The sequence below is a fragment of the Pseudomonas sp. NMS19W genome, from assembly GCF_051554255.1.
Classification (GTDB): domain Bacteria; phylum Pseudomonadota; class Gammaproteobacteria; order Pseudomonadales; family Pseudomonadaceae; genus Aquipseudomonas; species Aquipseudomonas kribbensis.
This window is the reverse complement of record NZ_CP136718.1, coordinates 2,390,650-2,415,409: the sequence shown is the minus strand read 5'-3', so window position 1 is coordinate 2,415,409 and position 24,760 is coordinate 2,390,650. Positions and strand designations below refer to the sequence as shown.

At 62.0% G+C, this 24,760-nt stretch carries 12 protein-coding genes and 1 pseudogene (1 of these 13 cut by a window edge); 8 read left to right on the top strand and 5 right to left on the bottom strand.

What is annotated here, in order from left to right:
- The first annotated feature begins 61 nt into the window (after positions 1-61).
- The gene (locus tag R1A29_RS10840) at positions 62-1,186 is read left to right on the top strand and encodes an alkene reductase (RefSeq protein WP_438301440.1); all 1,125 of its coding nucleotides are present in this window, start codon (positions 62-64) and stop codon (positions 1,184-1,186) included.
- A 64-nt stretch (positions 1,187-1,250) separates the two neighbouring features.
- Here the strand turns inward: R1A29_RS10840 and R1A29_RS10835 are convergent.
- Both R1A29_RS10835 and R1A29_RS10830 read right to left on the bottom strand, forming a co-directional pair.
- Positions 1,251-2,796: pseudogene (locus R1A29_RS10835) on the bottom strand (class I SAM-dependent methyltransferase).
- 102 nt (positions 2,797-2,898) lie between these two features.
- Entirely contained in the window at positions 2,899-3,855 is a 957-nt protein-coding gene (locus R1A29_RS10830) for a threonine dehydratase (RefSeq protein ID WP_438301439.1), read from the bottom strand.
- A gap of 95 nt (positions 3,856-3,950) precedes the next feature.
- Between R1A29_RS10830 and R1A29_RS10825 the strand changes: the two genes are divergently transcribed.
- The 7 genes from R1A29_RS10825 (at position 3,951) to R1A29_RS10795 (ending at position 12,919) form a co-directional block, all read left to right on the top strand.
- Entirely contained in the window at positions 3,951-4,796 is an 846-nt protein-coding gene (locus R1A29_RS10825; RefSeq protein ID WP_438301438.1) for a helix-turn-helix transcriptional regulator, read from the top strand.
- 125 nt (positions 4,797-4,921) lie between these two features.
- Positions 4,922-6,421 carry a glycine betaine/L-proline transporter ProP gene (gene proP / locus R1A29_RS10820; RefSeq protein WP_114882313.1) on the top strand — a complete coding sequence of 500 codons (1,500 nt, stop codon included), beginning with the start codon at positions 4,922-4,924 and terminating at the stop codon, positions 6,419-6,421.
- A 130-nt stretch (positions 6,422-6,551) separates the two neighbouring features.
- A complete protein-coding gene (yghU, locus tag R1A29_RS10815) occupies positions 6,552-7,391 on the top strand; it encodes a glutathione-dependent disulfide-bond oxidoreductase (RefSeq protein ID WP_438301437.1) in 840 nt (279 codons plus the stop codon).
- A 38-nt stretch (positions 7,392-7,429) separates the two neighbouring features.
- Positions 7,430-8,929 carry a glycolate oxidase subunit GlcD gene (gene glcD, locus R1A29_RS10810; RefSeq protein ID WP_438301436.1) on the top strand — a complete coding sequence of 500 codons (1,500 nt, stop codon included), beginning with the start codon at positions 7,430-7,432 and terminating at the stop codon, positions 8,927-8,929.
- Positions 8,929-9,993 (top strand): glycolate oxidase subunit GlcE, encoded by a 1,065-nt coding sequence (glcE, locus tag R1A29_RS10805; protein WP_438301435.1) that lies wholly within the window; start codon positions 8,929-8,931, stop codon positions 9,991-9,993. Before glcD ends, glcE begins: the two co-directional genes overlap by 1 nt.
- Before the next feature lie 3 nt (positions 9,994-9,996).
- Entirely contained in the window at positions 9,997-11,229 is a 1,233-nt protein-coding gene (glcF, locus tag R1A29_RS10800) for a glycolate oxidase subunit GlcF (protein ID WP_438301433.1), read from the top strand.
- Between the two features lie 1,330 nt (positions 11,230-12,559).
- Positions 12,560-12,919, top strand: coding sequence for a helix-turn-helix transcriptional regulator (locus tag R1A29_RS10795; RefSeq protein ID WP_438301432.1), 360 nt, complete (start codon positions 12,560-12,562; stop codon positions 12,917-12,919).
- Positions 12,920-12,982: 63 nt separating this feature from the next.
- Here the strand turns inward: R1A29_RS10795 and R1A29_RS10790 are convergent, their stop codons facing one another.
- The 3 genes from R1A29_RS10790 to R1A29_RS10780 all read right to left on the bottom strand — a co-directional run.
- Positions 12,983-14,941 carry a MacB family efflux pump subunit gene (locus R1A29_RS10790; protein WP_432219296.1) on the bottom strand — a complete coding sequence of 653 codons (1,959 nt, stop codon included), beginning with the start codon at positions 14,939-14,941 and terminating at the stop codon, positions 12,983-12,985.
- A gap of 2 nt (positions 14,942-14,943) precedes the next feature.
- Positions 14,944-16,092, bottom strand: a complete 1,149-nt coding sequence (macA, locus tag R1A29_RS10785; protein ID WP_119426608.1) for a macrolide transporter subunit MacA — start codon at positions 16,090-16,092, stop codon at positions 14,944-14,946.
- Positions 16,093-16,158: 66 nt separating this feature from the next.
- Positions 16,159-24,760 carry the 3' portion of an amino acid adenylation domain-containing protein gene (locus R1A29_RS10780; protein WP_438301431.1) on the bottom strand. Its footprint extends 2,063 nt past the window's final position, so only the last 8,602 of its 10,665 coding nucleotides appear in the window; the start codon falls outside the window, past its right edge — the gene reads right to left on this strand; the stop codon is at positions 16,159-16,161.

Here is a 24,760-nt window from a genome sequence, read left to right as displayed (position 1 = left end):
CGTCTTTTTTTGGCCCGATCACTAGTCGACTGGTCTAATAAAACCCAATCAAGGTACATCCATGAATCACAGCAGTTTCTTCAAACCCGGCACTTTGGGCCGTCACACCCTGAAAAACCGCATCGTGCTGCCGCCCCTCACCCGCCAGCGCAGCACGCAACCGGGCAATATCGCCAATGCATTGATGGCCGAGTATTACCAGCAACGCGCCGGCGCCGGTCTGCTGGTGACGGAAGGCACGCAGATCGAGCCGCGCGGCCAGGGTTATGCGTGGACGCCGGGCATTCATACTCCGGAGCAGATCGCCGGATGGCGCAAGGTCACCGAGGCAGTCCATGCGCGGGACGGCGTGATCTTCGCTCAGCTCTGGCATGTGGGGCGCGTGTCCCATACGGCTCTGCAACCTGACGGTGCCGCGCCGGTCTCGGCCTCTGCGGTGGCCACTGACCGGGTCAGCGTGTTCATCGAAACCGCGCCCGGCGCCGGCGCCCTGGTACCGCCGTCCGCCCCGCGTGCCCTGACCACCGATGAAGTGCAGGAACTGGTTCAGCTGTATATCCAGGCCGCACGCAATGCCATGGAGGCAGGCTTCGACGGGATCGAACTGCACTGCGCCAACGGCTATCTGGTAAACCAGTTCATCTCGGCCCACAGCAATCTGCGCACCGACCAATACGGCGGCTCGCTGCACAATCGCCTGCGCTTTTTGCGTGAAGTGGTGGCCGGTGTTGCCGAGTGCATCGGGCGTGAAAAAGTCGGTGTGCGTTTCGCCCCGCTGTTCACCACCACCGATGAAGCACGTACCTACCTGGGCATGGTCGAGGAAGATCCGCACACCACTTACACCGAAGCGATCAAGGTGCTGCAGGACGTGGGTATCGCCTATCTGTCCATCGCCGAAGCCGACTGGGACGATGCGCCGGCGATGCCACTCACGTTCCGCCAGGCAGTGCGCGACACCTTCAGCGGCGCGATCATTTACGCCGGACGCTACACCGCAGAAACCGGTGCGCAGTTGCTGGATTCCGGGCTGGCGGATTTCGTGGCTTTCGGTCGTCCGTTCATGGCCAACCCGGACCTGCCGGCGCGCATCGCCAATGACTGGCCGCTGAATTCACTGAATCCGGCCACGGTCTACGGTGGCCATGCCGAAGGGTATGTGGATTACCCGGCCTACGGCGGATAACCCGAGATGCGGTAATGCGGGACGGCGGCAGGTCGAAACCTGCCCCGTCCTGCACCTTTCACCTTCAAACGATTTTCAGGGCCTTGAGAATGACCAGCGAACGCTCGGCAAATGCCTCGGCCTGCTCGGTCAGTTCGGCAATGTTTTCTTCAGCGGTGGTCAGTGCCTTGCCGTCCTTGAGCAAGCCCTCTCCCCTGACCGCCGATGATGCCCCATGCCAGCAGTGCCCACTCGGCCGGACGGGTCTTGCCTTGCTTGATCGAAATCAGGAACAACTGCTGGAAGCGGCTGACCGTCACACCGCCACCGGTGACCGGACTGGCCAGCACCTGGATCTTGTGGTCGAACAACGAGCGTCTGCACAGTTGCAGGTTGAGGGTTGTGCAGCGGGCCTGCACCTGCTTCTCGGCCGCTTCGCTCTGGCACGGTGCCACGGCGCCCATCCCGATCAACACGTTCAGGGCCTGCTCCACATCGCCATAACCCAATAAAGGCGAAGCTTCCAGCAAGTGACGCAGGGTTTTCGGTACGTAGGCATCATCCGCCAATGCATCCAGCACCGGGCCGTAAATCTCGGCCTGCAACGTGGCCGAGCCTGCTGGACCGGTGACGCTGCCCGCAACACTGTCCGCCAGTTGCATCAAAACGAATCGGGTACTGAGCATACGCTCGCGGTGTTCGGAGGCGGACAACCGGTTGGCGCCACGCACGTAAAGGTCTCGTCGGAAGTTCTGATTGACGAAGTAATCACGGGCCTGCTCGCGCATGACCGGATGCTCGATGCCTTCCAGAAAGTCCATGCCTTCGGCGCTCAGGTTGAGCGGGTCCACCGTATCCAGAGGCACGGCAGTCGTGGCGTAGTCGAGCTTGGCCGGGGCCATGGCTTCGACCACGTCGGTGAAGTACATGCAATTCCAGTCGCGGTTGAAGTATTCGTGGGCGACGTACTGACGATTCTGGCCCTTGATGCTCTGCACCTTCGCGTCCAGCCCCGGCACCGAATTGGCGTAATTGGGATTGGCCGCCAGCAGCGCCTCGGAGAATTGCAGCGCGGCGTCGATCCGCTGGTCCGGGCGTGCCGAAGTCTGTGTGGCAAAGCGGTCATGCAGGCTGAACAACTGGCGCAACGGCGCCATGGGCGACCAGCCCGGGAAGCAGTTGTAGCTGATGTACACATGACCGCCCGGCTTCAGATGACGACGGACGAACTCGACGATCAGTTGGTGATTGTCACGGCTGACCCAGGTCCAGATGCCGTGCAGGCTGATACTGTCGAACGGCGGCAGGTCATGGCGGGCCAACAGTTGCTCGAAGCTGTCGTCATACAGCCGCGCATCGCTGCCCCAATCGTTCGCCAGCCCGATGGCATGGGCGGCCTGGCCCGGATGGAAATCCGTACCGACATAGGTCCCCGGATTACCCGCCGCATGGATATTGATCGAAACGCCCTGGCCAAAACCCAGCTCGCAGTGATAGCCGTCGGTGCCCTCCAGCGTGGCGAAACCACGCAACAACAAACAATAGCGCTGGAAAACCGGATTGATCTCCCGGCTATACCCGTAGGTGTAGCCTTCGTCCGTGAAATAACCTTCGTTCCAGGCATTGCTCATGCGTGACACCCTTTTATATCGAAAGTGAAAGTCGATCTTATAAGGGGTAGGCAGGACGAATCACAAGCGGAAAAGCGATGCCCCGCAGCCAGCCGTCATCTATCAGCCAATCACCCGCGCATACACCGCCCGGTCGATATTGCCTCCGGACAGAATCACCCCCACCCTTTTGCCCTGCATCCTTTCCCGTTCCTGAATGAGTGCAGCCAGCGCGGCGGCGCCGGCGCCTTCGGCGAGGTTGTGGGTGTCGGTGTAATACACGCGCATGGCTTCGGCGATTTCGTCCTCGCTGACGGACACGATTCGTGCAGCGCCGGCCCCATAGACATCGAACGCTTCGGCAATCGGTTTGCGCACGGCCAGGCCATCGGCAAAGGTATTGGCGGAGGCAGTCTCGCAGATTGTTTTCGCCTCGAAGGACAGTTTGGCGGCGGCCGCTTCGGTAGAGACCACACCTACGACCTGAGTATCCAGACCCAGCGCATCACGAGCAGCGATCACGCCACAAATGCCCGAGCCGCATCCGATGGGCACGTAGACGGTGTGCAGATCCGGCGCCGCGCTGAACAGTTCCAGCGCGTAGGTCGCCACGCCCTTGACCAGCTCGGTGTGGAACGGTGGCACCAGATAGAGTCCGTGTTCCAGCGCCAGACGTGCTGCTTCCTCACGGGCCTCATCGAAATCACGCCCATACTCGACCACTTCGCCGCCAAAGCCGCGCATGGCGTTGTTCTTTTCCAGCGAATTGCCCTCCGGCACCACGATCAACGCCCTTAACCCGACGGCACTGGCCGCCAGTGCCAGGCTTTGACCGTGATTGCCGCGCGTCGCGGAGACAATGCCTTTGACGTTGGGATGTTCGCGGCGCAGCCAGTGCATGAAGGTAATGCCGCCACGTACCTTGAACGCACCGGTGGGTGTGTGGTTTTCGTGCTTGACCCACACGGTGCAGCCCAACCGCCCGGCCAGCAATGGCCAGCGGTATTGGGCAGTGGCCGGCATCACCTGGTAAACCTGACGGGCAGCCTGTTCGATGTCTTCGCGAGTGAATGAATGCATGGGAATCTCCTTGTGCCTGGCCCCAGTCTAGGCACAGGCACATCACGTCGGCTTTCAAAAAACTGACCTGACTTTCGCCTGCACTCTTCACTACTATGGCGCTCATGAGCCATCGAAACCGTCAGCAGCCAGCCGTCGTCCCGGAACCGGTCCGTCGTATCGAGGCCGGCCCGTGGGCGATCGAATTGCTGCCCGGCGCCGCCTACGCGACGCGTTATGTGGCGAGCCAGTCTGCGATCGGCTTCGCCTTCGACAGTCAGCGCGGCGTGCACGCCATCGGCAGCGACCGGGTGCGCCCCTTCGATGCCATGCCCAATGGCCTGGCATTTGTGCCTGCCGGCTGTGACGTGATGTCCGAATCGCCCATGGGCGGTGAATACCTGCGGGTGATTCGCACTGACGGCATCGCACTGGCAGGTGAGCACGCGTTCAACAATCGCATCGACCCGCAGGCCATTCGTCTTGCCTCGCAAATGCGCAACGCGATGCTGATGGCCTCGGTGGACGATGAATGGGAAACCTGGGCTCTGGAACTGGCGGAACGCGCCGAAGGCAAAGACATTCTCTTGCCTCAAGGCACTATCACCGGACGTCGCCTGCGTCTGCTCGATGAGTTCATCGACGCCGGCCTCGACGGCCCGCTCGGCCTTCACACCATGGCGCAACTGCTGGAACTGTCCGAAGGCTATTTCACTCGCGCCTTCAAGCAGGCCACTGGCAAAAGTCCCCATAGCTATCTGATAGATCGACGCTTGGCGCGGGCCCGTGAATTGATGCGCGACTCGAAGGCCAGCCTGGCGGAAATCGCCCTCGCCTGCGGTTTCAATTCCCAGGCGCACATGACCAGTGCGTTCAAGCAGCGACTTGGCGTGAGTCCGGCGCAATTGCGCGCAGGATCGCGTCACAATCCGGTCATTGGCAAAAAACCAAATCAGTGGTGAATTTTTTCGTGTCCACTTGTATCTGATCAGGAAGAAGCCGTGCCATCACAGAGATGGCATCGGTCACGGCAAACCGCTCTGACTCGCGGTTTGCACAAAGACAGATCAGATGCAGAGTGAATCCCATGGAATCAAAGGAAAGCGTCAGCCCGATCGGACTGAAAGACATCACCATTGTCGACGACGCCAAAATGCGCAAAGCCATTACCGCTGCGGCGCTGGGCAACGCGATGGAGTGGTTCGACTTCGGCGTCTACGGCTTCGTCGCCTATGTACTGGGCAAGGTCTTCTTCCCCGGCGCCGATCCCGGCGTACAGATGATCGCGGCACTGGCGACTTTCTCGGTGCCGTTTCTGATCCGGCCGCTGGGCGGGTTGTTCTTCGGTGCGCTGGGAGACAAGTACGGACGCCAGAAAGTCCTCGCGGCGACCATCGTGATCATGTCGCTCAGCACCTTTGCCATCGGGTTGATCCCGTCCTATGCCTCGATCGGCATCTGGGCGCCGATCCTCCTGCTGCTGGCGAAAATGGCCCAGGGCTTTTCGGTCGGAGGCGAGTACACCGGTGCTTCGATCTTCGTCGCTGAGTATGCGCCGGATCGCAAACGCGGTTTCCTCGGCAGCTGGCTGGACTTCGGCTCCATCGCCGGTTTCGTCCTCGGCGCCGGTGTAGTGGTGCTGATTTCCGCGATCATCGGCGAAGAAAAGTTCCAGGAATGGGGCTGGCGCCTGCCGTTCTTCCTCGCCCTGCCGCTGGGCATGATCGGGCTCTACCTGCGCCATGCGCTCGAAGAGACCCCGGCGTTCCAGCAGCATGTCGAGAAGCTTGAACAAGGTGACCGCGAAGGCCTGGCCGGCGGCCCGAAAGTGTCGTTCAAGGAAGTCGCGACCAAACACTGGCGCAGCCTGATGACCTGCATCGGTGTGGTGGCGGCAACGAACGTCACCTACTACATGCTGCTCACCTATATGCCGAGCTACCTCTCGCACAACCTGCACTACAGCGAAAATCGCGGGGTGCTGATCATCATCGCGATCATGGTCGGCATGTTGTTCGTGCAGCCTGCCATCGGTTTCATCAGCGACAAGATCGGCCGTCGTCCCTTCATCATCTTCGGCAGCATCGGCTTGTTCATACTCGCCATACCAGCGTTCATGCTGATCAACAGCGGCAAGATCGGCCTGATCTTTTCCGGCCTGCTGATACTGGCCGTGGTGCTCAACTTCTTCATTGGGGTCATGGCGTCTACGCTGCCGGCGATGTTTCCGACTCACATCCGCTACAGCGCACTGGCCAGTGCCTTCAACGTCTCGGTGCTGATCGCCGGGGTGACGCCGACCGTGGTGGCCTGGCTGGTGGAAAGCACGCAGAACCTGTACATGCCGGCCTATTACCTGATGGTGACTGCCGTCATCGGACTGATCACCGGTGTGACCATGAAGGAAACCGCGAATAAACCGCTGCGCGGCGCAGCACCTGCGGCGTCCGATATCGAGGAAGCCAAGGAGCTGCTGCAGGAGCATCACGACAACATCGAACAGAAGATCGAAGACATCGACGCCGAAATCGCCGAGCTGGAAGCCAAACGCGAGCACCTCGTGCAGCAGCACCCGCGAATCGAATAACGATATAAAGAGTTGATGGGACAACAGGGTGGAATTCAAACGCCCTTCTGTGGTGTTCTGTTCGTCAGGAGCCGGTGGTTTTTTTCCGCCGGCTCACGCCCATTCAGCAGCTGACGATGAGGTTCGTTTCATGAGCAAAACGCCTTACGTACCACCCAAGGTCTGGAAACACAGCGCTCCGTCCGGCGGCCAGTTCGCCAACATCAACCGCCCGATTGCCGGGCCGACTCACGAAAAAACCCTGCCCGTCGGCAAACATCCATTGCAGTTGTACTCGCTGGCCACGCCCAACGGCGTCAAGGTCACGATCCTGCTGGAAGAGTTGCTGGCACTCGGGCACACCGGGGCCGAATACGATGCCTGGCTGATCCGTATCGGTGAAGGCGATCAGTTTTCCAGCGGCTTTGTCGAGATCAACCCGAACTCCAAGATTCCGGCACTCCTGGACCGCAGCGTGGAGCCGGCGATCCGGGTTTTCGAGTCGGGCTCGATCCTGCTTTATCTCGCGGAAAAGTTTGGCGCCTTCCTGCCCACCGACCTCGCCGACCGTACCGAAACCCTGAACTGGCTGTTCTGGCAAATGGGTTCGGCGCCCTACCTCGGCGGCGGTTTTGGGCATTTTTATGCCTATGCGCCGGAGAAACTCGAATACCCGATCGACCGTTTCACCATGGAGGCCAAGCGTCAGCTGGATGTGCTCGACCGGCGTCTTGCCGAGAGTCCTTACCTTGCCGGCGACCGCTACACCATCGCCGATATCGCGGTCTGGCCCTGGTACGGGCAACTGGTGCGCAACAACGTGTACGGCGCGGCCGAATTTCTTTCGGCGCACGAATACACCCATGTGCAACGCTGGGCCGAGGACATCGCGAAACGGCCGGCGGTCATTCGTGGGCAGCGCGTCAACCGGACCTGGGGCGATGAGGCGAGCCAGGTGCCGGAGCGACATGAGGCTGCTGATCTGGACTGATAGTTCGCACCCGATAACAAAAACCAAGGGGCGCCCACATGAACATTCTCTACGACGAACAGATCGACGGCGCCCTTCCGGACGTCGATAAAGCCGCGCTGTTGCAGGCGTTGCAAACCCGGTGGCCGGCACTGGAAATCCTGCATCAGCGCGAGGATCTCGCCCCGTACGAATGCGACGGTTTGTCGGCCTATCGCACCACGCCACTGCTGGTGGTTCTGCCTCGGCATCTGGATGAGGTGCAGGGCATTTTGCGCACCTGCCATGAGATGAACGTGCCGGTGGTTGCCCGGGGTGCCGGCACCGGATTGTCCGGCGGCGCGTTGCCGTTGGAGAAAGGCGTGCTGCTGGTCATGGCGCGCTTCAACAACATCCTGCACATCGATCCGGCCGCCCGCACCGCGCGGGTTCAGCCCGGCGTGCGCAATCTGGCGATATCCCAGGCTGCCGCTCCGTTCGGCCTGTATTACGCGCCGGATCCTTCCTCGCAGATCGCCTGCTCCATCGGTGGCAACGTGGCGGAGAATGCCGGTGGCGTGCATTGCCTCAAATACGGCCTGACCGTGCACAACCTGCTCAAGGTCGAGATCCTGACCGTCGAGGGCGAACACCTCACGCTAGGCTCCGATGCGCTCGACTCCCCCGGTTTCGACTTGCTGTCGCTGTTCACCGGGTCCGAAGGCCTGCTGGGCGTGATCACCGAAGTCACGGTCAAACTGCTGCCCAAGCCGCAGACCGCCAAAGTCTTGCTGGCCGCATTCGATTCCGTGGAAAACGCCGGCCGCGCCGTGGCTGACATCATCGCCGCCGGCATCATTCCCGGCGGTCTGGAAATGATGGACAACCTGGCGATCCGCGCCGCCGAGGATTTCATTCACGCCGGCTATCCGGTGGACGCCGAAGCGATTTTGCTTTGTGAGCTCGATGGCGTCGAAGCCGACGTCCACGATGACTGCATTCGCGTGCGCCAGGTGCTTGAGAACGCCGGCGCCAGCGAAGTGCGTCAGGCCAGGGACGAAGCCGAGCGCGTGCGTTTCTGGGCCGGTCGCAAGAATGCCTTCCCGGCCGTGGGCCGCTTGTCGCCGGACTATTACTGCATGGACGGCACCATCCCGCGCCGCGAACTGCCCGGCGTGCTGCAAGCCATTGCGCAGTTGTCCGCCGAACATGGCCTGCGGGTGGCGAACGTGTTCCATGCCGGCGACGGCAACATGCATCCATTGATTTTGTTCGATGCCAATCAGCCCGGCGAGCTGGAACGCGCCGAAGCCCTGGGAGGAAAAATCCTCGAATTGTGCGTGAAGGTCGGCGGCAGCATCACCGGCGAGCACGGCGTGGGGCGGGAGAAAATCAACCAGATGTGCGCGCAGTTCAACAACGATGAGCTGACCCTGTTTCACGCCGTCAAAGCCGCGTTCGACCCCGGCGGTCTGCTCAATCCGGGCAAGAACATCCCGACCCTGCACCGCTGCGCCGAATTCGGCGCGATGCATGTTCACGCCGGGCAATTGCCCTTTCCCGAGCTGGAGCGTTTTTGATGGTCCGAGAAAAGGAATTCGACGACAGCGTCGCGCTGCTCGAACAGGTCAATCAGGCGTTGCAGGACGCCACGCCCCTGCGGATTCAGGGCGCCAACAGCAAGGCGTTTCTGGGGCGCATCGTCGCCGGAGAAATCCTAGACACCCGCACCCATCGCGGCATCGTCAGCTACGATCCGACGGAACTGGTGATCACCGCACGTTGCGGCACACCGCTGCGCGAACTGCTGGCGGTGCTGGATGCTTCACAACAGATGTTGCCGTGCGAACCACCGGCCTTCGCCGACGATGCGACGGTGGGCGGGATGATCGCCAGCGGACTGTCGGGCCCGCGCCGGCCGTGGTCGGGCTCGGTGCGGGATTTCGTGCTGGGTACGCGGATCATCACGGGTCATGGCAAGCATTTGCGCTTTGGCGGTGAAGTCATGAAAAACGTCGCCGGTTATGACCTGTCACGGCTGATGGTTGGCAGTTACGGTTCGCTGGGGGTGATTACCGAAGTCTCGCTGAAAGTCCTGCCCAAACCCCGTGAGTGCCTGAGCATCAGCCTGGAAATGGACAGCGAGCGTGCCTTGCAGCGCCTGGCGGAATGGGGCCAGCAGCCGTTGCCGATCAGCGCCGCCTGCCATGATGGCCAGCGCCTGCACTTGCGTCTGGAAGGTGGCGAAGGCTCGGTGGCGGCAGCCCGTGATCGTCTCGGTGGCGAAATGCTTGATGGTGCTTATTGGTCGGATCTGAATGAACAGCGCCTGGACTTTTTTGATGAGGACCAGCCCCTGTGGCGCCTGTCGGTGCCGAACAACACCCCGCCGCTGGCCTTGGCCGGTGTACAAATGCTCGACTGGGGCGGCGCACAGCGGTGGCTGAAATCAGGGGCCGAAGCTGCTCTGATTCGCCAGGTAGTTTCGGCTGTTGGCGGGCATGCGACCTGCTACAGCCATGGTTTGATCGACGCGCCGTTCCATCCCTTGCCGCCCGCGCTCCTGCACTATCACCGTCGCCTCAAGCAGCAACTCGACCCTCAGGGCATCTTCAATCCCGGTCGCCTGTACGCGGAGCTTTGAGCCATGCAAACCTCTCTCAGCGAAAAGGCCCGACAACTCCCCCGCGCCAAAGAAGCCGAAAGCATCCTGCGCACCTGCGTGCACTGCGGCTTCTGTAACGCGACGTGCCCGACCTATCAGTTACTCGGCGATGAACTCGATGGCCCACGGGGTCGCATCTACCTGATCAAACAGGTGCTGGAAGGCAACGAGGTTACCCGCAAAACCCAGCTGCATCTGGATCGTTGCCTGTCCTGCCGCAATTGCGAAACCACCTGCCCCTCGGGTGTGGATTACCACAACCTGCTCGATATCGGCCGCGCCGTGGTGGATGCCGCTGTACCGCGGCCCATCGGCGAACGTTTGTTGCGCGAAGGTTTGCGCGCAGTGGCGCCCGATGCTTCTTTGTTCAAGGGATTGCTCGGTGCTGGCCGGATCTTCCGCGCGCTGTTGCCCGAGACTCTGCAAACAAAACTGCCACGCAGCACTTCTGCAACCGGGCGCCACCCGGTTACCCGGCATGCCCGCCAGATGTTGATGCTTGAAGGCTGCGTGCAACCGGGTCTGTCGCCCAACACCAACACGGCGGCAGCAAGGGTGCTGGATCGACTGGGGATCAGCATTACTCCGGCGCTGAATGCCGGCTGCTGCGGCGCCGTGGACTATCACCTCGATGCCCAGGCCAAAGGACTTGAACGGGCCCGCAAGAACATCGACGCCTGGTGGCCGGCCATCGAGCAAGGCGCCGAAGCGATCGTGCAGACCGCCAGCGGTTGTGGTGCGTTCATCAAGGATTACGGGCACTTGCTCTGCACCGACCCGGCCTATGCCGAGAAGGCGAAAACCGTCAGTGCGCTGGCGAAAGACCTGGTGGAAGTGCTGCGCGAGGAACCGCTCGAATCCCTCGGCATCCATGCCGATCAACGCCTGGCTTTCCACTGCCCCTGTACCTTGCAACACGCACAGAAACTCGGAGGTGCGGTGGAGTCGGTGCTGACCCGGCTGGGCTTCAACCTCACGACCGTGCCGGACGCCCATCTGTGCTGTGGCTCGGCGGGCACTTATTCGATAACCCAACCCGCACTGGCTCGGCAACTGCGCGACCAGAAGCTCAATGCACTGGAAAGCGGTCATCCGGATGTCATCGCTACCGCCAATATCGGCTGCCAGACCCACCTCGACGGCGCGGGACGCACGCCGGTCAGGCACTGGATCGAGCTGGTGGATGCCGCGATGCCCTTGGTGAGCGACGCGTAGGATTGCTGGCGGCGGTCAAACGATGGGCGAAAAAAAACCGCCTTAGCGGGGCGGTTTTTCGGTAGGCCTCAGTTTGCGGCTGGGGCCTGTTTTGTCTCACGGACAGAACTGACGTGCCGGAATACTATTAATCTTTGGTCTTCGTTGCAACGTTATTTTGCGTGTTACACGAAGACAAGGAAGATGCTGATGGACGTGAACCACCCAAAAACATGCTGACAGAAATAACGAATTACAAAACATATAAAACCTTTATCCATGTTCCTCAAAATCCCGCCACTAGGCAGGTTAATATGCCAGCGCTCACTCGTCAGTATGTCCATAAGGTTTGGCTGGAACCATAACGGTTTCATGCCCTTCGACACGGTTTTGCGCCCGTGCCGGAATGATGGCTCGGAGGGATCACAACCGGCCGCCTCATGGACAGAACTGACGTTTATGTCCGAAGGCACACATGGTCCGGTAAGTGCGCTGGAGGTCTGGCCCCCGACCTGGAGGCCAAAACGTATGAAGCTTTTGCTGCGTACGCTGAGCCTCGTATGGAGATCGTTTCAAGCGTTTCGCTTTTACGAGTTCCTGCGAGACCACTTTGACAACCTGAAGTAACGGTTGTCGATGCGGAAAAAAAGCCCGTTTTGGTTTCGGCTGAAACGGGCTTTTTTTGTTCACAAACACTGTCATTTGTAGGATTTTTTATAAAATTAATCCTGTTCAGCTGTAAGGCATTTCTCTGACACCTGTCATCCCGACATCCTCCTCACCGTCAGTTATGAGCTAATAGCGCCTTCATTAAACCGTCGCTGAAACGTTGTACTAGGATAGGATCCAATTTCCTGATTCGCTGTCGCCGGGCATGGAGCTGTTTTCCGGTGGTTCAGGAACACGAGTACCACACTGCAACTCATGGATGAACGACATGAACTCACAGCTGTTTCCTCACATTGGCAAGGTCATCGCCAGCACTGGCAGCCGACATTTCCCACGGATGCTGCACGACCTGATCCTGACCCAACTGGCGGTGGACGCCACGCATATCCGGCAGATGCGCGTGGAATCGGTCGGACGCACGCAACCGCGCGGCGAACCCGAATGCATCAAGGAAGCGCCACTGCCGGCTGAAACGGTGTATTCCGAACTGAGCACCCTGCCAAGTGCCAATGATTTGCCCGCTCCCGAACCCTCGACGGTCACCGACGCCTCGCAATTGCACCTGACCCGCCGCAAGGACGGTTACCGCTACGTGATCTCGGTCTACCGTTGCGGCCCGGCAAAACGCTTCTCCGCTCATGAGCGCAGTCTGTTGCAGGATATTTCCCCCGTACTGCTGCCGATGGTCGAGAAACACATCAACGCCCTGCAACCGGCGAACACTGACGCTCAGGGGCAATCCCAGGAACAATCGGATTCCACCCTGCTGGGCCTGGAAACCCTGCGCCTGCGCTTTTGTGAACGAGTGGAGCAATTGGGGCTGAGCCTGTCGAACCGCGAAATGGAAGTGTGTGTCGGCCTGCTGGCTGGGCGCACCGCGCCTGAACTGGCCGAACAGTTGAAACTGAAGGTCAATACCGTGGAAAGCTACCTCAAACGCGCAGCCATCAAACTGGGCATCAGCGGACGTCACTCGCTGATGCGCTGGATGTATTCGCCGCAGGACTGCCCGACAGCCTGCGGTCCGTCAAACGCGGCCTGATAATCCCCCGGCCCCTGCCGAAACCGCTCTCCTGCAAAGGACGGCGGTTTTTTCGTGCCCTCATCAATCCCGGGCCAGCGCCTCGATCGGATCGAGCCGCGACGCATTGCGTGCCGGCACAAAGCCGAACACGATGCCGATCAGGGTCGAGCAGATCACGGCAGTCAGTACCGAGGTCAGCGAGAACACCATTTCCCATTCCTTGATGAACAGCGAGAACAGGTGGCCGATGGCATAACTCAGCGAGATACCGATGGCGCCGCCCAGCAGGCAGACCATCACCGCCTCCACCAGAAACTGCTGGCGGATGTCCGACTGCCGCGCCCCGACCGCCATGCGGATGCCGATCTCACGGGTACGCTCGGTGACCGACACCAGCATGATGTTCATCACGCCAATACCGCCCACTACCAGGGAGATCACCGCAATCAGCGACAGCAGCAAGGCCAGTGAGCGGCTGGTTTTCTGAACGGTCTGCATCACGCTGTCGAGGTTGTTGGTGAAGAAGTCCTTGGTGCCGTGGCGCTGCAGCATCAGTTTGTTGACATTGTCTTCCACCACCTTGCTCGGCTGACCGTCCTTGATCCGCACACTGATGCTGTCCAGATAACGCTGGCCCAACAGCCGTCCGGCGGCGGTTTCATAGGGCACCCAGACGTTGAGCGACTTGCTCGACGAGAAGATGTTCTTGTTCTCCGCCGCCACACCGATCACGGTGCACGGCAGATTGCCGATCAGGATCACCTGCCCTAGCGGATCGACGCCCTCGCCGAACAACCGATGGCGGGTGTTGTGATCGATCACCACCACCTGCGCCTGACGCCGGGCATCGCTTTCACTGAACGGGATGCCTGACTCCATCTTGATTCCGCGTACCTGGAAATACAGATCGCTGACGCCGTTGACCTGCGCATCGAGGTCGATGTTGCGATAGCGCAGCAACAGGTTGCGCCCGACCACCGGCGTGGCGCTGTCAACGTAGTAGAGCTGATTGAGTGCCGTCACATCCGCCGGCACCAGGGTTTCGATGGCCGCCGAGCGACTGTCGCCGAAACTGGTGCCGGAATAGATATCGATGGTGTTGCTGCCGATGGCCTGAATGTCCTTGAGTACGTAGCGCTTGGCCCCTTCGCCGATGGCCGAGATGGATACCACCGAGGTGATACCGATAACGATCCCGAGCATGGTCAGCAAAGTGCGCATCCGATGCGAGATCAGCGCCACCCAGGCCATGTTGAACGCTTCCTTGAACAGGCCGAAGCTGGCCACCAGACGTCGTGCCGCACCGGATTTACGCGACACGGCGTCTTCGTTGGTCAGTGCCGTGGTGTCGCGCTCGTTGCGGCGGTCGCTGAGGATTTCGCCGTCGCTGACCTCGATGATGCGTTCGGCGTTGGCCGCGACCTTGGGGTCGTGGGTCACCAGGATCACCGTGTGCCCGGCGGCGTGCAGCTCCAGCAGAATGCGCATCACCTCCTTGCCGCTGGTGGTGTCGAGGGCGCCGGTGGGCTCGTCGGCGAGGATCACTTCGCCACCGTTCATCAAGGCCCGGGCGATACTCACCCGCTGCTGCTGACCGCCGGAGAGCTGGCTGGGGCGATGCGTCAGGTGTCCTTCGAGCCCCAGCCGTGCCAAAAGCTCACGGGCCCGGGCGTGGCGCTGCGGCTCTGGCGTGCCGGCGTAGATCGCCGGCATCTCGACGTTATGCATCGCGCTCAGATGCGGCAGCAAGTGATAGCGCTGGAAGATGAAGCCGAAATAGTCGCGACGCAGTTCGGCCAGCGCCTGATTGTCCAGATCCCGAGTTTCCCGGCCGTTGATCTTGTAGCTGCCGGCCGTGGCGTAGTCGAGGCAGCCGAGGATGTTCATCAGGGTCGATTTGCCGGAGCCCGAAGCGCCGATGATCGCCACCATTTCCCCGGCATTGATCGTCAGGTCGATATTTTTCAGCGCCAGAAACTCACGGTCGCCAGCGGTGAAACTGCGGCTGATGCCGCTCAGTTGCAGCAGAGGTTCGGTCATGCTCATGCCCCTGCCACTTTCGCCACCGGATCACCGATCACCACCCGGTCGCCTTCGGCCAGACCGTCATTGACCTGCACCTTGACGTTGTTGTTGATTCCGGTCTGCACATTGCGCGACTGCGCCTGGCCCTTGGCGTCCAGCACCCGCACCGGAAAACTGCCGTCGTTGTTGCGCGGGCCCAGCGCCGCCACCGGAATCGTCAGTACCGACTTGGCGGTGTCGAGCACCACGCGTACCTGCGCCGTCATGGAAATACGCAGGCGATGATCCGGGTTCGGCACCTCGAACAGCGCGTTGTAGAACACCGCCGTGTTCTGCTTCGGTGTGCCGGCGGGCGGGGTTTCGAGGAAGTTCTGCGGCGCCGGCTCGGTGCCGCGCAACTTGCCGTAGTAACGCTTGTCCTCACCCAGAATGGTGAAATACACCTCCTGCCCCGGCGCGATGTGGATGACGTCCGCCTCCGACACCTGAGCCTTGACGGTCATGGTGTCCAGGTCCGCCAGTTTCAACAGGATCGGCGCCAGTTGGTTGGCGATCACGGTCTGGCCTTCCTGGGTGACGATGCCCACCACGTCGCCGTCGATGGGTGCGACGATCCGCGTGTAGGCCAGGTTGACCTTGGCCGTGTCGATCTGGATATGCGCGCTCTTGATCTGCGCGTCCAGAGACAACAGGTTGGCCTGTTGCACCTCGTAGTTGGATTGCGCGGTTTCGAAATCCTGCCGCGAGATCGACGCGTCTTCCTGCAGATTCTGATAGCGCTCGTAGATTGCCTTGGTCTGGCGCAATTGAGCCTGAGTCGCCCGGCGCTGGGCTTGCAGGTTTTCCTCGTCGACCTGCGCCTGACGCAAGGTGTTCTGCAGCACCAGCGGGTCGATTTCCGCCAGCCACTGGCCCTTCTTGACCTTGTCGCCGACCTTGACCTTCAGCGACTTCAACTGCCCCGAGACCTGGGCACCGACGTCCACCTGCTTGATGCCTTCCAGCAATCCGGTGGCCAGCACCGCATTTTCAATGTCACCGCGTTCAACCGTGGCGGTCAGGTATTGCGGTGCTTCAGCCGGTGCCTGCACCGTGTAGAACACCAACCCGGCCACCAGCGTCAACGCGATTCCCAGACCGACTTTGCGCAACTTCGACTGTTCCATAAATGACCACAATTCCGTTCAGGGTTGAGCCCGGCCAGAGGCCGGGTTCCAGGATAAAAACTTCAATCAGGACAACACTTGACCCGCCGCCACCGTCAGCCCGTCATGCCACCACGCCGCGAGACTGAAGACGTTGGGCGCCTTGAGGATCGTGAAGTGGTTGCCGGGGCCGTACCACACCGCCAGATCCCGGGCCTCGCGCTGCCAGCCTTCGAGCATCGCTGCCTGTTCGCGCTGGTTGCCCGAGGCGTCCAGTGTCGGATCGTCCACCAGCGCCAGACGCACCGGTCCGGTATAGGCCAGCGCCGGCTGATAGACCGTGCGCAGCGCCGTGGCGAAGGTACGCACCGGGCCCTGCATCGCGTCAGCTGACGAGCGTTCGGACAGCACACCGGCATGCACCAAGCCGTCATGCAGCAGACGCATTTGCGTAGCGTCATCGGCTTCAGCGAAGGCCAGTGCATCGATCGCCAAAGACTTGCCGCTGGACAATTGCAGCGACTCGATCAGTCGCAGCAACGCCGCCGTCGTGGTGTACGGCTTGCCCACGACGCTGTTGCCACCCGGCGATTCGCTGTCGATCAGGGTCAGGGACGCCACCTCGCGCCCCGCAGCCTGCAACTGCGCCGCCATGGCGTAGGCCACCCAGCCACCGAACGAATGCCCGATCAGGTGCACCGGTCCTTGCGGATACAACTGCTCAAGTGCCCGCAGGTAGAACGTGGCCGCACTTTCGACCCGGCTGTGCGGCACGGTTGCGCCGTCGAGGCCACGGGGTTGCAGCCCGTAAATCGGCCACTCCGGCCCCAGCGCCTCGGTCAGGTGGATGAACCCTGTGACACTGTCGCCAGCCCCCGGCACACAGAAAATCGGCGCATGCCCGGCGTGACCGGTCTGGATCGTCAACAGCGGCTGATACGCCCGGGATTCGATCACTGCCGACGCCTGAACTGCCTGACCGAGCGCGTGACCAAGCACCTGCACATGCGGCGCCTGCATCATGCTCTGGTGATCGCCCGGCACATCGATGCAGTGCAGGAGCGTGGCCGGCACTTCATCCGACCAGCCCAGGGTCGGATGACGACGAGACAGCTCCGTCGGATGCTCCTGCGCCCGGAACAGGTAAAGCGGCAAGCCCAACGGATTGATCCGGTAATGCGCCAGCGCATGCCCGTGGGCGACCTCGCGGTCGAGGTAGTGCCAGAGGTCTTGCGGCGCGGCGGCGGCCATCTCCGGATGCAGCAATTGCTCGTCCCGGCAGCGCTGCAACAGTGGCTGGAAGTCGATCTGTTCCAGTTCGGTCTGCAACAGCGCCAGATGCGCCAGGGCGGCTTGCCCCGCGTCGCCAAGAGAGGCCCGGTACATCGTGCAGTGCTGCAGCAACTGGCGCTTGTGCGCATGCTCGTCGCTCCAGCGCGCCTTGCCCTGATCGGTCAGGCGCGGCACGAAACTGTCGATCAGGCCAACGAACGCCACCGTCTCATCCATACCGAGCAACTGCATCGCCACTTCATAGGCCAGCACCCCGCCGAACGACCAGCCGGCCAGACGATACGGCCCCTGTGGCTGCACCGAACGGATGATCTCCACCATGCGCGCCGCCAGGCATTCCATGGTGCGCAGCGGTGCCTGGCCGAACGGGATGCCCGGCAGGCCGTAGATCGGGAAATCACCCTCGATGTGCAGGCCCAGCGCCGGGAAGTACGCGTCCATCCCGCTGAACTCATGCATCAGGAACAGCGGCGAGCCTGCGCCACCGGCCCGCACCAAGACCAGCCCGTCATCCTGTTGTTCTGCGCCAGTACGCTGGCTGAGCAATGTACCGAGCGACTCGATGCTGGCGTGCTGGAACAGCTCGGCCAGCGTCACTTCCAGCCCGCTCTGCTGCATCAGGTTGACCAGACGAATCGCCAGCAACGAGTGCCCGCCCAGTTCGAAGAAGTTGTCGTGACGACCCACCTGCTCGACCTGCAACACCTCGGCCCACAACTGTGCCAAAGTCTCTTCCAGCGGATTGGCCGGGGCCTTATAGGCGCGGCTGAGCAGCGCGTCCTGCGCCGGGATCGGCAAGGCTTTGCGGTCCACCTTGCCGTTGTTGTTCAGCGGCAAGGCGTCGAGTTGCACCCAAGCCGAGGGCACCATGTACTCCGGCAGACGCGACTGCAATTGGCTGCGTAAAGTAGCGCTGTCCACGCCCTCTTCGGCGGTGAAATACGCCACCAGACGCAGCGGTTCCTGGCCGTCCTGACGGGCCAGCACGATGGCCTCCTTGACCCCTTCGCAGTTCAGCAGGCGGTTTTCGATTTCTCCCAGTTCGATGCGGAAACCACGAATCTTTACCTGATCGTCGTTGCGTCCGATGCATTCCAGTTGCCCCGGTGCCAGCCAGCGTGCGAGGTCGCCGGTGCGGTAAAGCAACGCACCCGGTTGATCGCCGAACGGGTCTTGCAGGAATTTCTCGGCGGTCAGGTCCGGGCGATTCAAATAGCCCAGCGCCACGCCCTGGCCGCCGATGTACAGCTCGCCGGTTACACCCATCGGCACCGGTTGCTGACGGGCGTCGAGTACGTAGATCTGGGTGTTGGAGATCGGGCCGCCAATCGGCACGCTGTCGGCATCTTCTGCCACTTCGCGCACTTCGAACGTCGTGGCATAGGTGGTGGTTTCGGTCGGGCCGTAGCAGTGGACGATGCGCAGGTTTGGCGCCTCGGCCAGCAAGCGGCGGAAGGCCGCTGGATCGGCGCGTTCGCCACCGCACAACACCATGCGCAGGCCTTTCAGTGCCTCGGGGATCAACTGCACGTACTGGTTGAACAGCGCGGTGGTGACGAACAGGATCGTGGCACCCGAAGCTGCCAATTCTTGTCCGAAGGCTTGCGGATCAAGCAAGGTCGTGTGATCGATGACTACCACTCGACCACCATTGAGCAACGGCCCCCAGACATCCATCGTGCTGGCGTCGAACGCCGGGTTGGAAGCGAATGCCACGCGATCCTGCGGGTTGAAATCCGCATAGCCGTTGTTGATCACCAACCGGCCAATCGCCCGGTGCGGCACCATCACACCCTTCGGTGTGCCGGTGGAACCGGAGGTGTACATGATGCAGGCCAGGGACTCGGAAGACTGCGGCAAATCCGGGTTGTGAACCGGTTGTGTGTCCAACGACAGCAAATCCAGATCAATCCGGCGCACAGCGTAATCAGCCGTTTCAGTGCTCAAGGTCAGCAGCGCTTTCGCCCTGCAATCCTCAACCATGAACGCCTGACGTTCAGCCGGCGCATTGATGTCCAGCGGCACATAAGCCGCCGCGCATTTACCGATGGCCAGTTGCGCGACCAGCAGATCCAGCGAACGAGGCAGCAGGATCGCCACGTGGTCGCCCGGTTGCACGCCCTGCCCGTTCAGGTAATGGGCCAGGCGATTGGCCCGTTGATTCAACGCTTCATAAGTCAACGCCGCGCGGCCATGCACCGCCGCCACCGCTTGCGAGTGCTTCATCACCTGCTGTTCGAACAGACGATGAACCGTCAACGTCGCCGGGTAATCCCGTTGAGTGGCGTTGAACTCGACCAGCAATTGCCGGCGCTCATCCCGCGGCAAGATCGACAACTGATCGATGCCCAGTTGCGGCGTCCGCTCCAGCGCCTGCAACAAGCTCTCGACCGCAAGATCCATGTAGTCGCAGATCCGCCCGGCGTCGATCCCGGCCATGGTCAACGCGGTCAGGCTGAAGTCTTCGCCCAGATCATCGACGCTCAGGCTCAGGCGGTAGTTGCTGTGTTCTTCGGCATCGAGCAACTGCATGCCCTGCCATGCCGCCACGACGTCGTCGGACGGCGTGCCCCCGCCGCCACTGTGACGGTAATTGAACAAGGCATTGAACAGCGGCACCCCCGGCGCCATGGCGCTGCAGCGTTGCACCAGCGCCAGCGGCGCGTGTTCGTGATGCAGCAGGCGGTTCAAGCGCTGATGGGTCGCCAGCGCGGCTTCTTTCACCGATTGCCCGTCCAGATCGATGCGCAGCGGTAAGGTGTTGATGAACACGCCCAGCGCCCGCTCGGCACCTTCACCACCGTGCAAGCGGCCGAGCATCACGGTGCCGAACACCACGTTTTCACGCCCCGACAGTTGCCCCAGCACGCTGGCCCAGGCCAGGTGCATCAGGCTGGCAGCGCTGATGCCCAGACGCCTGGCCTTGGCCCTGACCCGCTGGCTCAGCGCGGTGCTCAACAGCCGCTGCGCATGCCCGTTGCCGCCATCCGCGACAGTGCCCTGGCCATACGGCAGGGTCGGTTCGTCGATATCGCCGAGCATGTCGCGGAAGAACGTCTCATGTTCCTCCTCGCTGAGCCCCGAGCGAGTGCGGGCGACATAGGTGCGATACGGCACCGGTTCGGCCAGCTGCCGCACCTGGCCGAGCAGGACCGACTGCATCTCGTGGCGCAGCACCTCCAGCGCAATGTGGTCCATGATCAGGTGATGGAACAGCAGCAGCGCCACCACACGCCGATTGACCGCGTCCCAGCTGTGCACCACGCGCATCAGTGGCGCCTGAGTGACGGCCATGCGGTAGTGGCGGGTATCGAACCGGTTGCGCAACTGGCTCAATGCATCCGTTTCACTCTCGTCCAGCTCCACCGTTTCACACACCAACGACGCCTGACGCCAGACCACTTGCACCGGTTCTTCCAGGCCGTCCCAGAACAGCGACGTACGCAGGATGTCATGGCGTTCGATCACGGCCTGCAAGGCTTCGGCGAACACCCGCAGACGGGATTCATCGGCAAACGCGAACTGCGCCTGCAACACATACGGATCGCCCTGAGGTGCCGACAAGTGATGGAACAGGATGCCGGCCTGCAACGGCGCCAGCGGGTAAATGTCCTGCACGTTCGCGGCGCCACCGGGAATGCTGGCGACGATGCGGTCAATGGCAGGCTGATCCAGTGCAACCAGTGGCAGCATGTCAGGGGTGATGTGTTTGCAGTCCGGTGCAATCCGGCTGGCCGGGATTTCGGCCTCCGTCTCATCGCCGACCGCAGCGGCTAGAGCGGCAAGCGTCGGCTGGCTGAACAGCACACGCACATCGGCCGTCAGCCCGACATGGCGCATCCGCGCCACCAGGTTGACCGCCATCAGCGAATGTCCGCCCAGCTCGAAGAAGTTGTCGTGGCGCCCTACCCGCTCCACGTTGAGCAGTTCGGCCCAGAGTCCGGCCAGCAGGATTTCCACCTCGCCGACCGGGGCTTCGTATTCGCGAGTGATGACCGAGGCCTGATCCGGCACCGGCAGAGCCTTGCGGTCGAGCTTACCGTTGGGACTCAGCGGCAGCGCATCGAGGTGCACGAACACCGCCGGCACCATGTAATCCGGCAGATGCTCAAGCAGGTGACCGCGCAGCACGTCGATTTCCAGCCGGGAGCCGGTGTAGTAAGCGACCAAACGCTTGTCTCCCGGCACGTCTTCACGGGCCAGCACCGCGGCTTCCTGCACGCCGCCGATGTCAGTCAGGCGTGACTGGATTTCACCCAGTTCGATGCGCAGGCCACGGATCTTCACCTGATCGTCGTTGCGGCCCAGGTATTCGATGTTGCCGTCGGCCAGATAACGGGCGACGTCGCCGGTGCGGTACAGGCGGCCGTTTGGCTGGAATGGATCCTGAAGGAAACGCTCGGCGCTGAGTTCAGGACGGTTCAGGTAACCGCGCGCCACCTGCACGCCGCCGATGTAAAGCTCGCCGACCACGCCTTGCGGCACCGGTTGTTGCTGGGCATCGAGGATGTACATCCGCGTGTTGGCGATCGGTTTGCCGATTGGCGTGTTGTCCGGGGTTTGCTCCAGCGGACCAGAGCAATCCCACGCGGTAACGTCCACCGCCGCTTCGGTCGGGCCGTAGAGGTTGTGCAATCCAGAGCCCGGCAATTGCTGCTTGAAGCGCCGCACCAGACTGCCCGGCAGCGCTTCGCCGCTGCACATCACCTGGCGCAAACCGTGGCAACGTGCGCTATCGCCATGGGCGAGGAACACGTCGAGCATCGACGGTACAAAGTGCAGCGTGGTGATGTGTTCGCGCTCGATCACTTCGCTCAGATAGAGCGGATCCTTGTGCCCGCCCGGACGGGCCATCACCAGTCGGGCGCCGGTCATCAACGGCCAGAAGAACTCCCACACCGAGACGTCGAAGCTGAACGGCGTCTTTTGCAGCACTGAATCTTCAGCCGTCAGGCAATAGGCGTCCTGCATCCAAAGCAAGCGGTTGACTACACCACTGTGCTCGTTGATCACGCCTTTCGGCTGACCGGTCGAACCCGAGGTGTAGATCACGTAAGCCGTGTGTTGCGGAGTCAGCCCATCGACGTAAAGGTTATCCGCCGACAACGATTGCCAGGTGTCGTGATCCAGATCGACCACCGGCACCGCCACCTCACCCAGCAACGAGCGGGTCGAGCCTTGCACCAGCACCGCCGAAGGCGCGCTGTCTTCCAGCATGTAGGCCAGCCGCTCCAGCGGATACGCCGGATCCAGCGGCACATAACCGCCGCCGGCCTTCAGAATCGCCAGCAGCCCGACCACCATCTCCAGCCCGCGCTCGACGCAGATCGCCACCCGCGCATCCGGGCCAACGCCCAAGCCACGCAAGTGATGCGCCAGACGGTTGGCCCGCTGATTCAGCTCGGCATAACTCAGTTGCTGCTCGTCGGAAAGCACCGCCACAGCCTGCGGCGTGCGCAACACCTGCGCCTCGAACAGACCGTGAATGCTTTGCTGAAGGTTGTAATCAACGTCAGTGGCATTGAAGCCGTGCAGCAAATGCCGGCGTTCATCCTCTGCCAGCACATCGACCTGCTCCAGCAATGCCTGATCATTGCTGACCATGGCCTGCAGCAATTGCTGCAAGTAACCGGCGTAACGCTGGATCGTCGATTCATCGAACAGCGCCGTGGCGTATTCCAGTGAGCCCCGGATCACGCCCTGGGCCTCGCCCAACGTCAACGACAGATCGAACTTGGCGAAGTGACTCGGCTCGGCTACGCCTTCCAGTGTCAGATCACCAAGAGCCAGGGTCGCACCGCTGCCGCTGTCCCAACTCAACAGCGTCTGGAACAACGGACTGTGGGACAGGCTGCGCACCGGCCGGGTGATTTCCACCACTTGTTCGAACGGCAGATCCTGATGGGCCTGCGCCTCAAGGGTGCGGGCCTTGACCCGGGCCAGCAACGCCTCGACGGTGAGCGCGCCCGAAGTATCGATGCGCACGGCAAGCGTGTTGACGAACAGTCCGATCAACCCTTCGATTTCCGCCCGGTTACGGTTGGCGACCGGCGAGCCGATCACCACGTCCGACTGCCCGGACAAGCGACCGAGCAACATCGCCCAGGCACTCATCACCGCCATGTACGGCGTCACGCCGTGGCGTTGGCACAGCGCCTTGAGACCGGCGCTCAAGTGCTCGTCCAGCCGGATGTCGACACTGCTGCCGGCGTAATCCTGCAAGGCCGGACGTGGGCGGTCGGTCGGCAGCATCAACAGTGCCGGCGCACCGGCCAGGGTCTGTTGCCAGTAGTCGCTCTGTCGCTGCAAGACTTCGCCGCTCAACCAGCGGCGCTGCCACACGGCGTAGTCGCTGTACTGCAACGCCAGCGGCGGCAGCGGATCGCCCTCGCCGTGGCTGAACGCCTGGTACAGCGCCATCAGTTCGCGGGTCAGCACACCCATCGACCAGCCATCGGAGACGATGTGGTGCAGGGTCAGCAGCAACACATGATGATCATCGGCCAGTCGCACCAGACGCCCGCGAATCAGCGGATCGTCCTGCAAATCGAACGGCCCCGAGGCTTCACCCTGAATCAGCGCGAGCAAGGCGTCGTCGGCCTGCGGGTGCCGGCGTAAGTCTTCGACCCGCAGCAGCACTCCGCTGTCGAGGGGCGCGATCAGCACCTGGGCTTCATCGTTGAACTGGGCGAAGCGGCTGCGCAGGGTTTCGTGACGCTCGACGATCCGCGCCAATGCCCGTTGCAGGGCCGCTTCGTCGAGGCGACCGCGCAAGCGCAGGCCGAGGGGAATGTTGTAGGCAGTGTTCGCCCCTTCCAGTTGCGCCATGAACCACAACCGTTGCTGGGCAAACGACAACGGCAGCGTGCCGTCACGCGGCGCCGGCATGATCGCCGGTTGCGTGCAGCGTCCGGCCTGGGCCAGCACCTCGGCGACAGCGGCGAGTTCGGCATTGGCGAACAACTCGGCGAGGGTCAGTTCCACCCCCAGCCGCTGGCGAACCTGAGACAGCATGCGCATCGCCAGCAACGAGTGGCCGCCCAGTTCAAAGAAATGATCCTGACGCCCGACCTGCTCGACCTGCAGCACCTCGGCCCAGATCTGCGCCAGGGCAGTTTCCAGTTCACCTTGCGGCGCCTGATAGTCGCGGGTGAACAAGGCACTGCGATCCGGCACCGGCAAGGCCTTGCGATCGACTTTGCCGTTGGCGGTCAGCGGCAGCGCGTCGAGTCTGACGAAGGCCGCCGGCACCATGTATTCCGGCAGTTGACCGAGCAGATGCGCCCTCAGGTCGGACACCGCCAGCGCTTCGCCCTGCCCGTGTTCAGTGAAATACGCCACCAGTCGCACCTGCCCGGGTTCGTCTTCGCGGGCCACCAGCACCGCTTCCTGGATG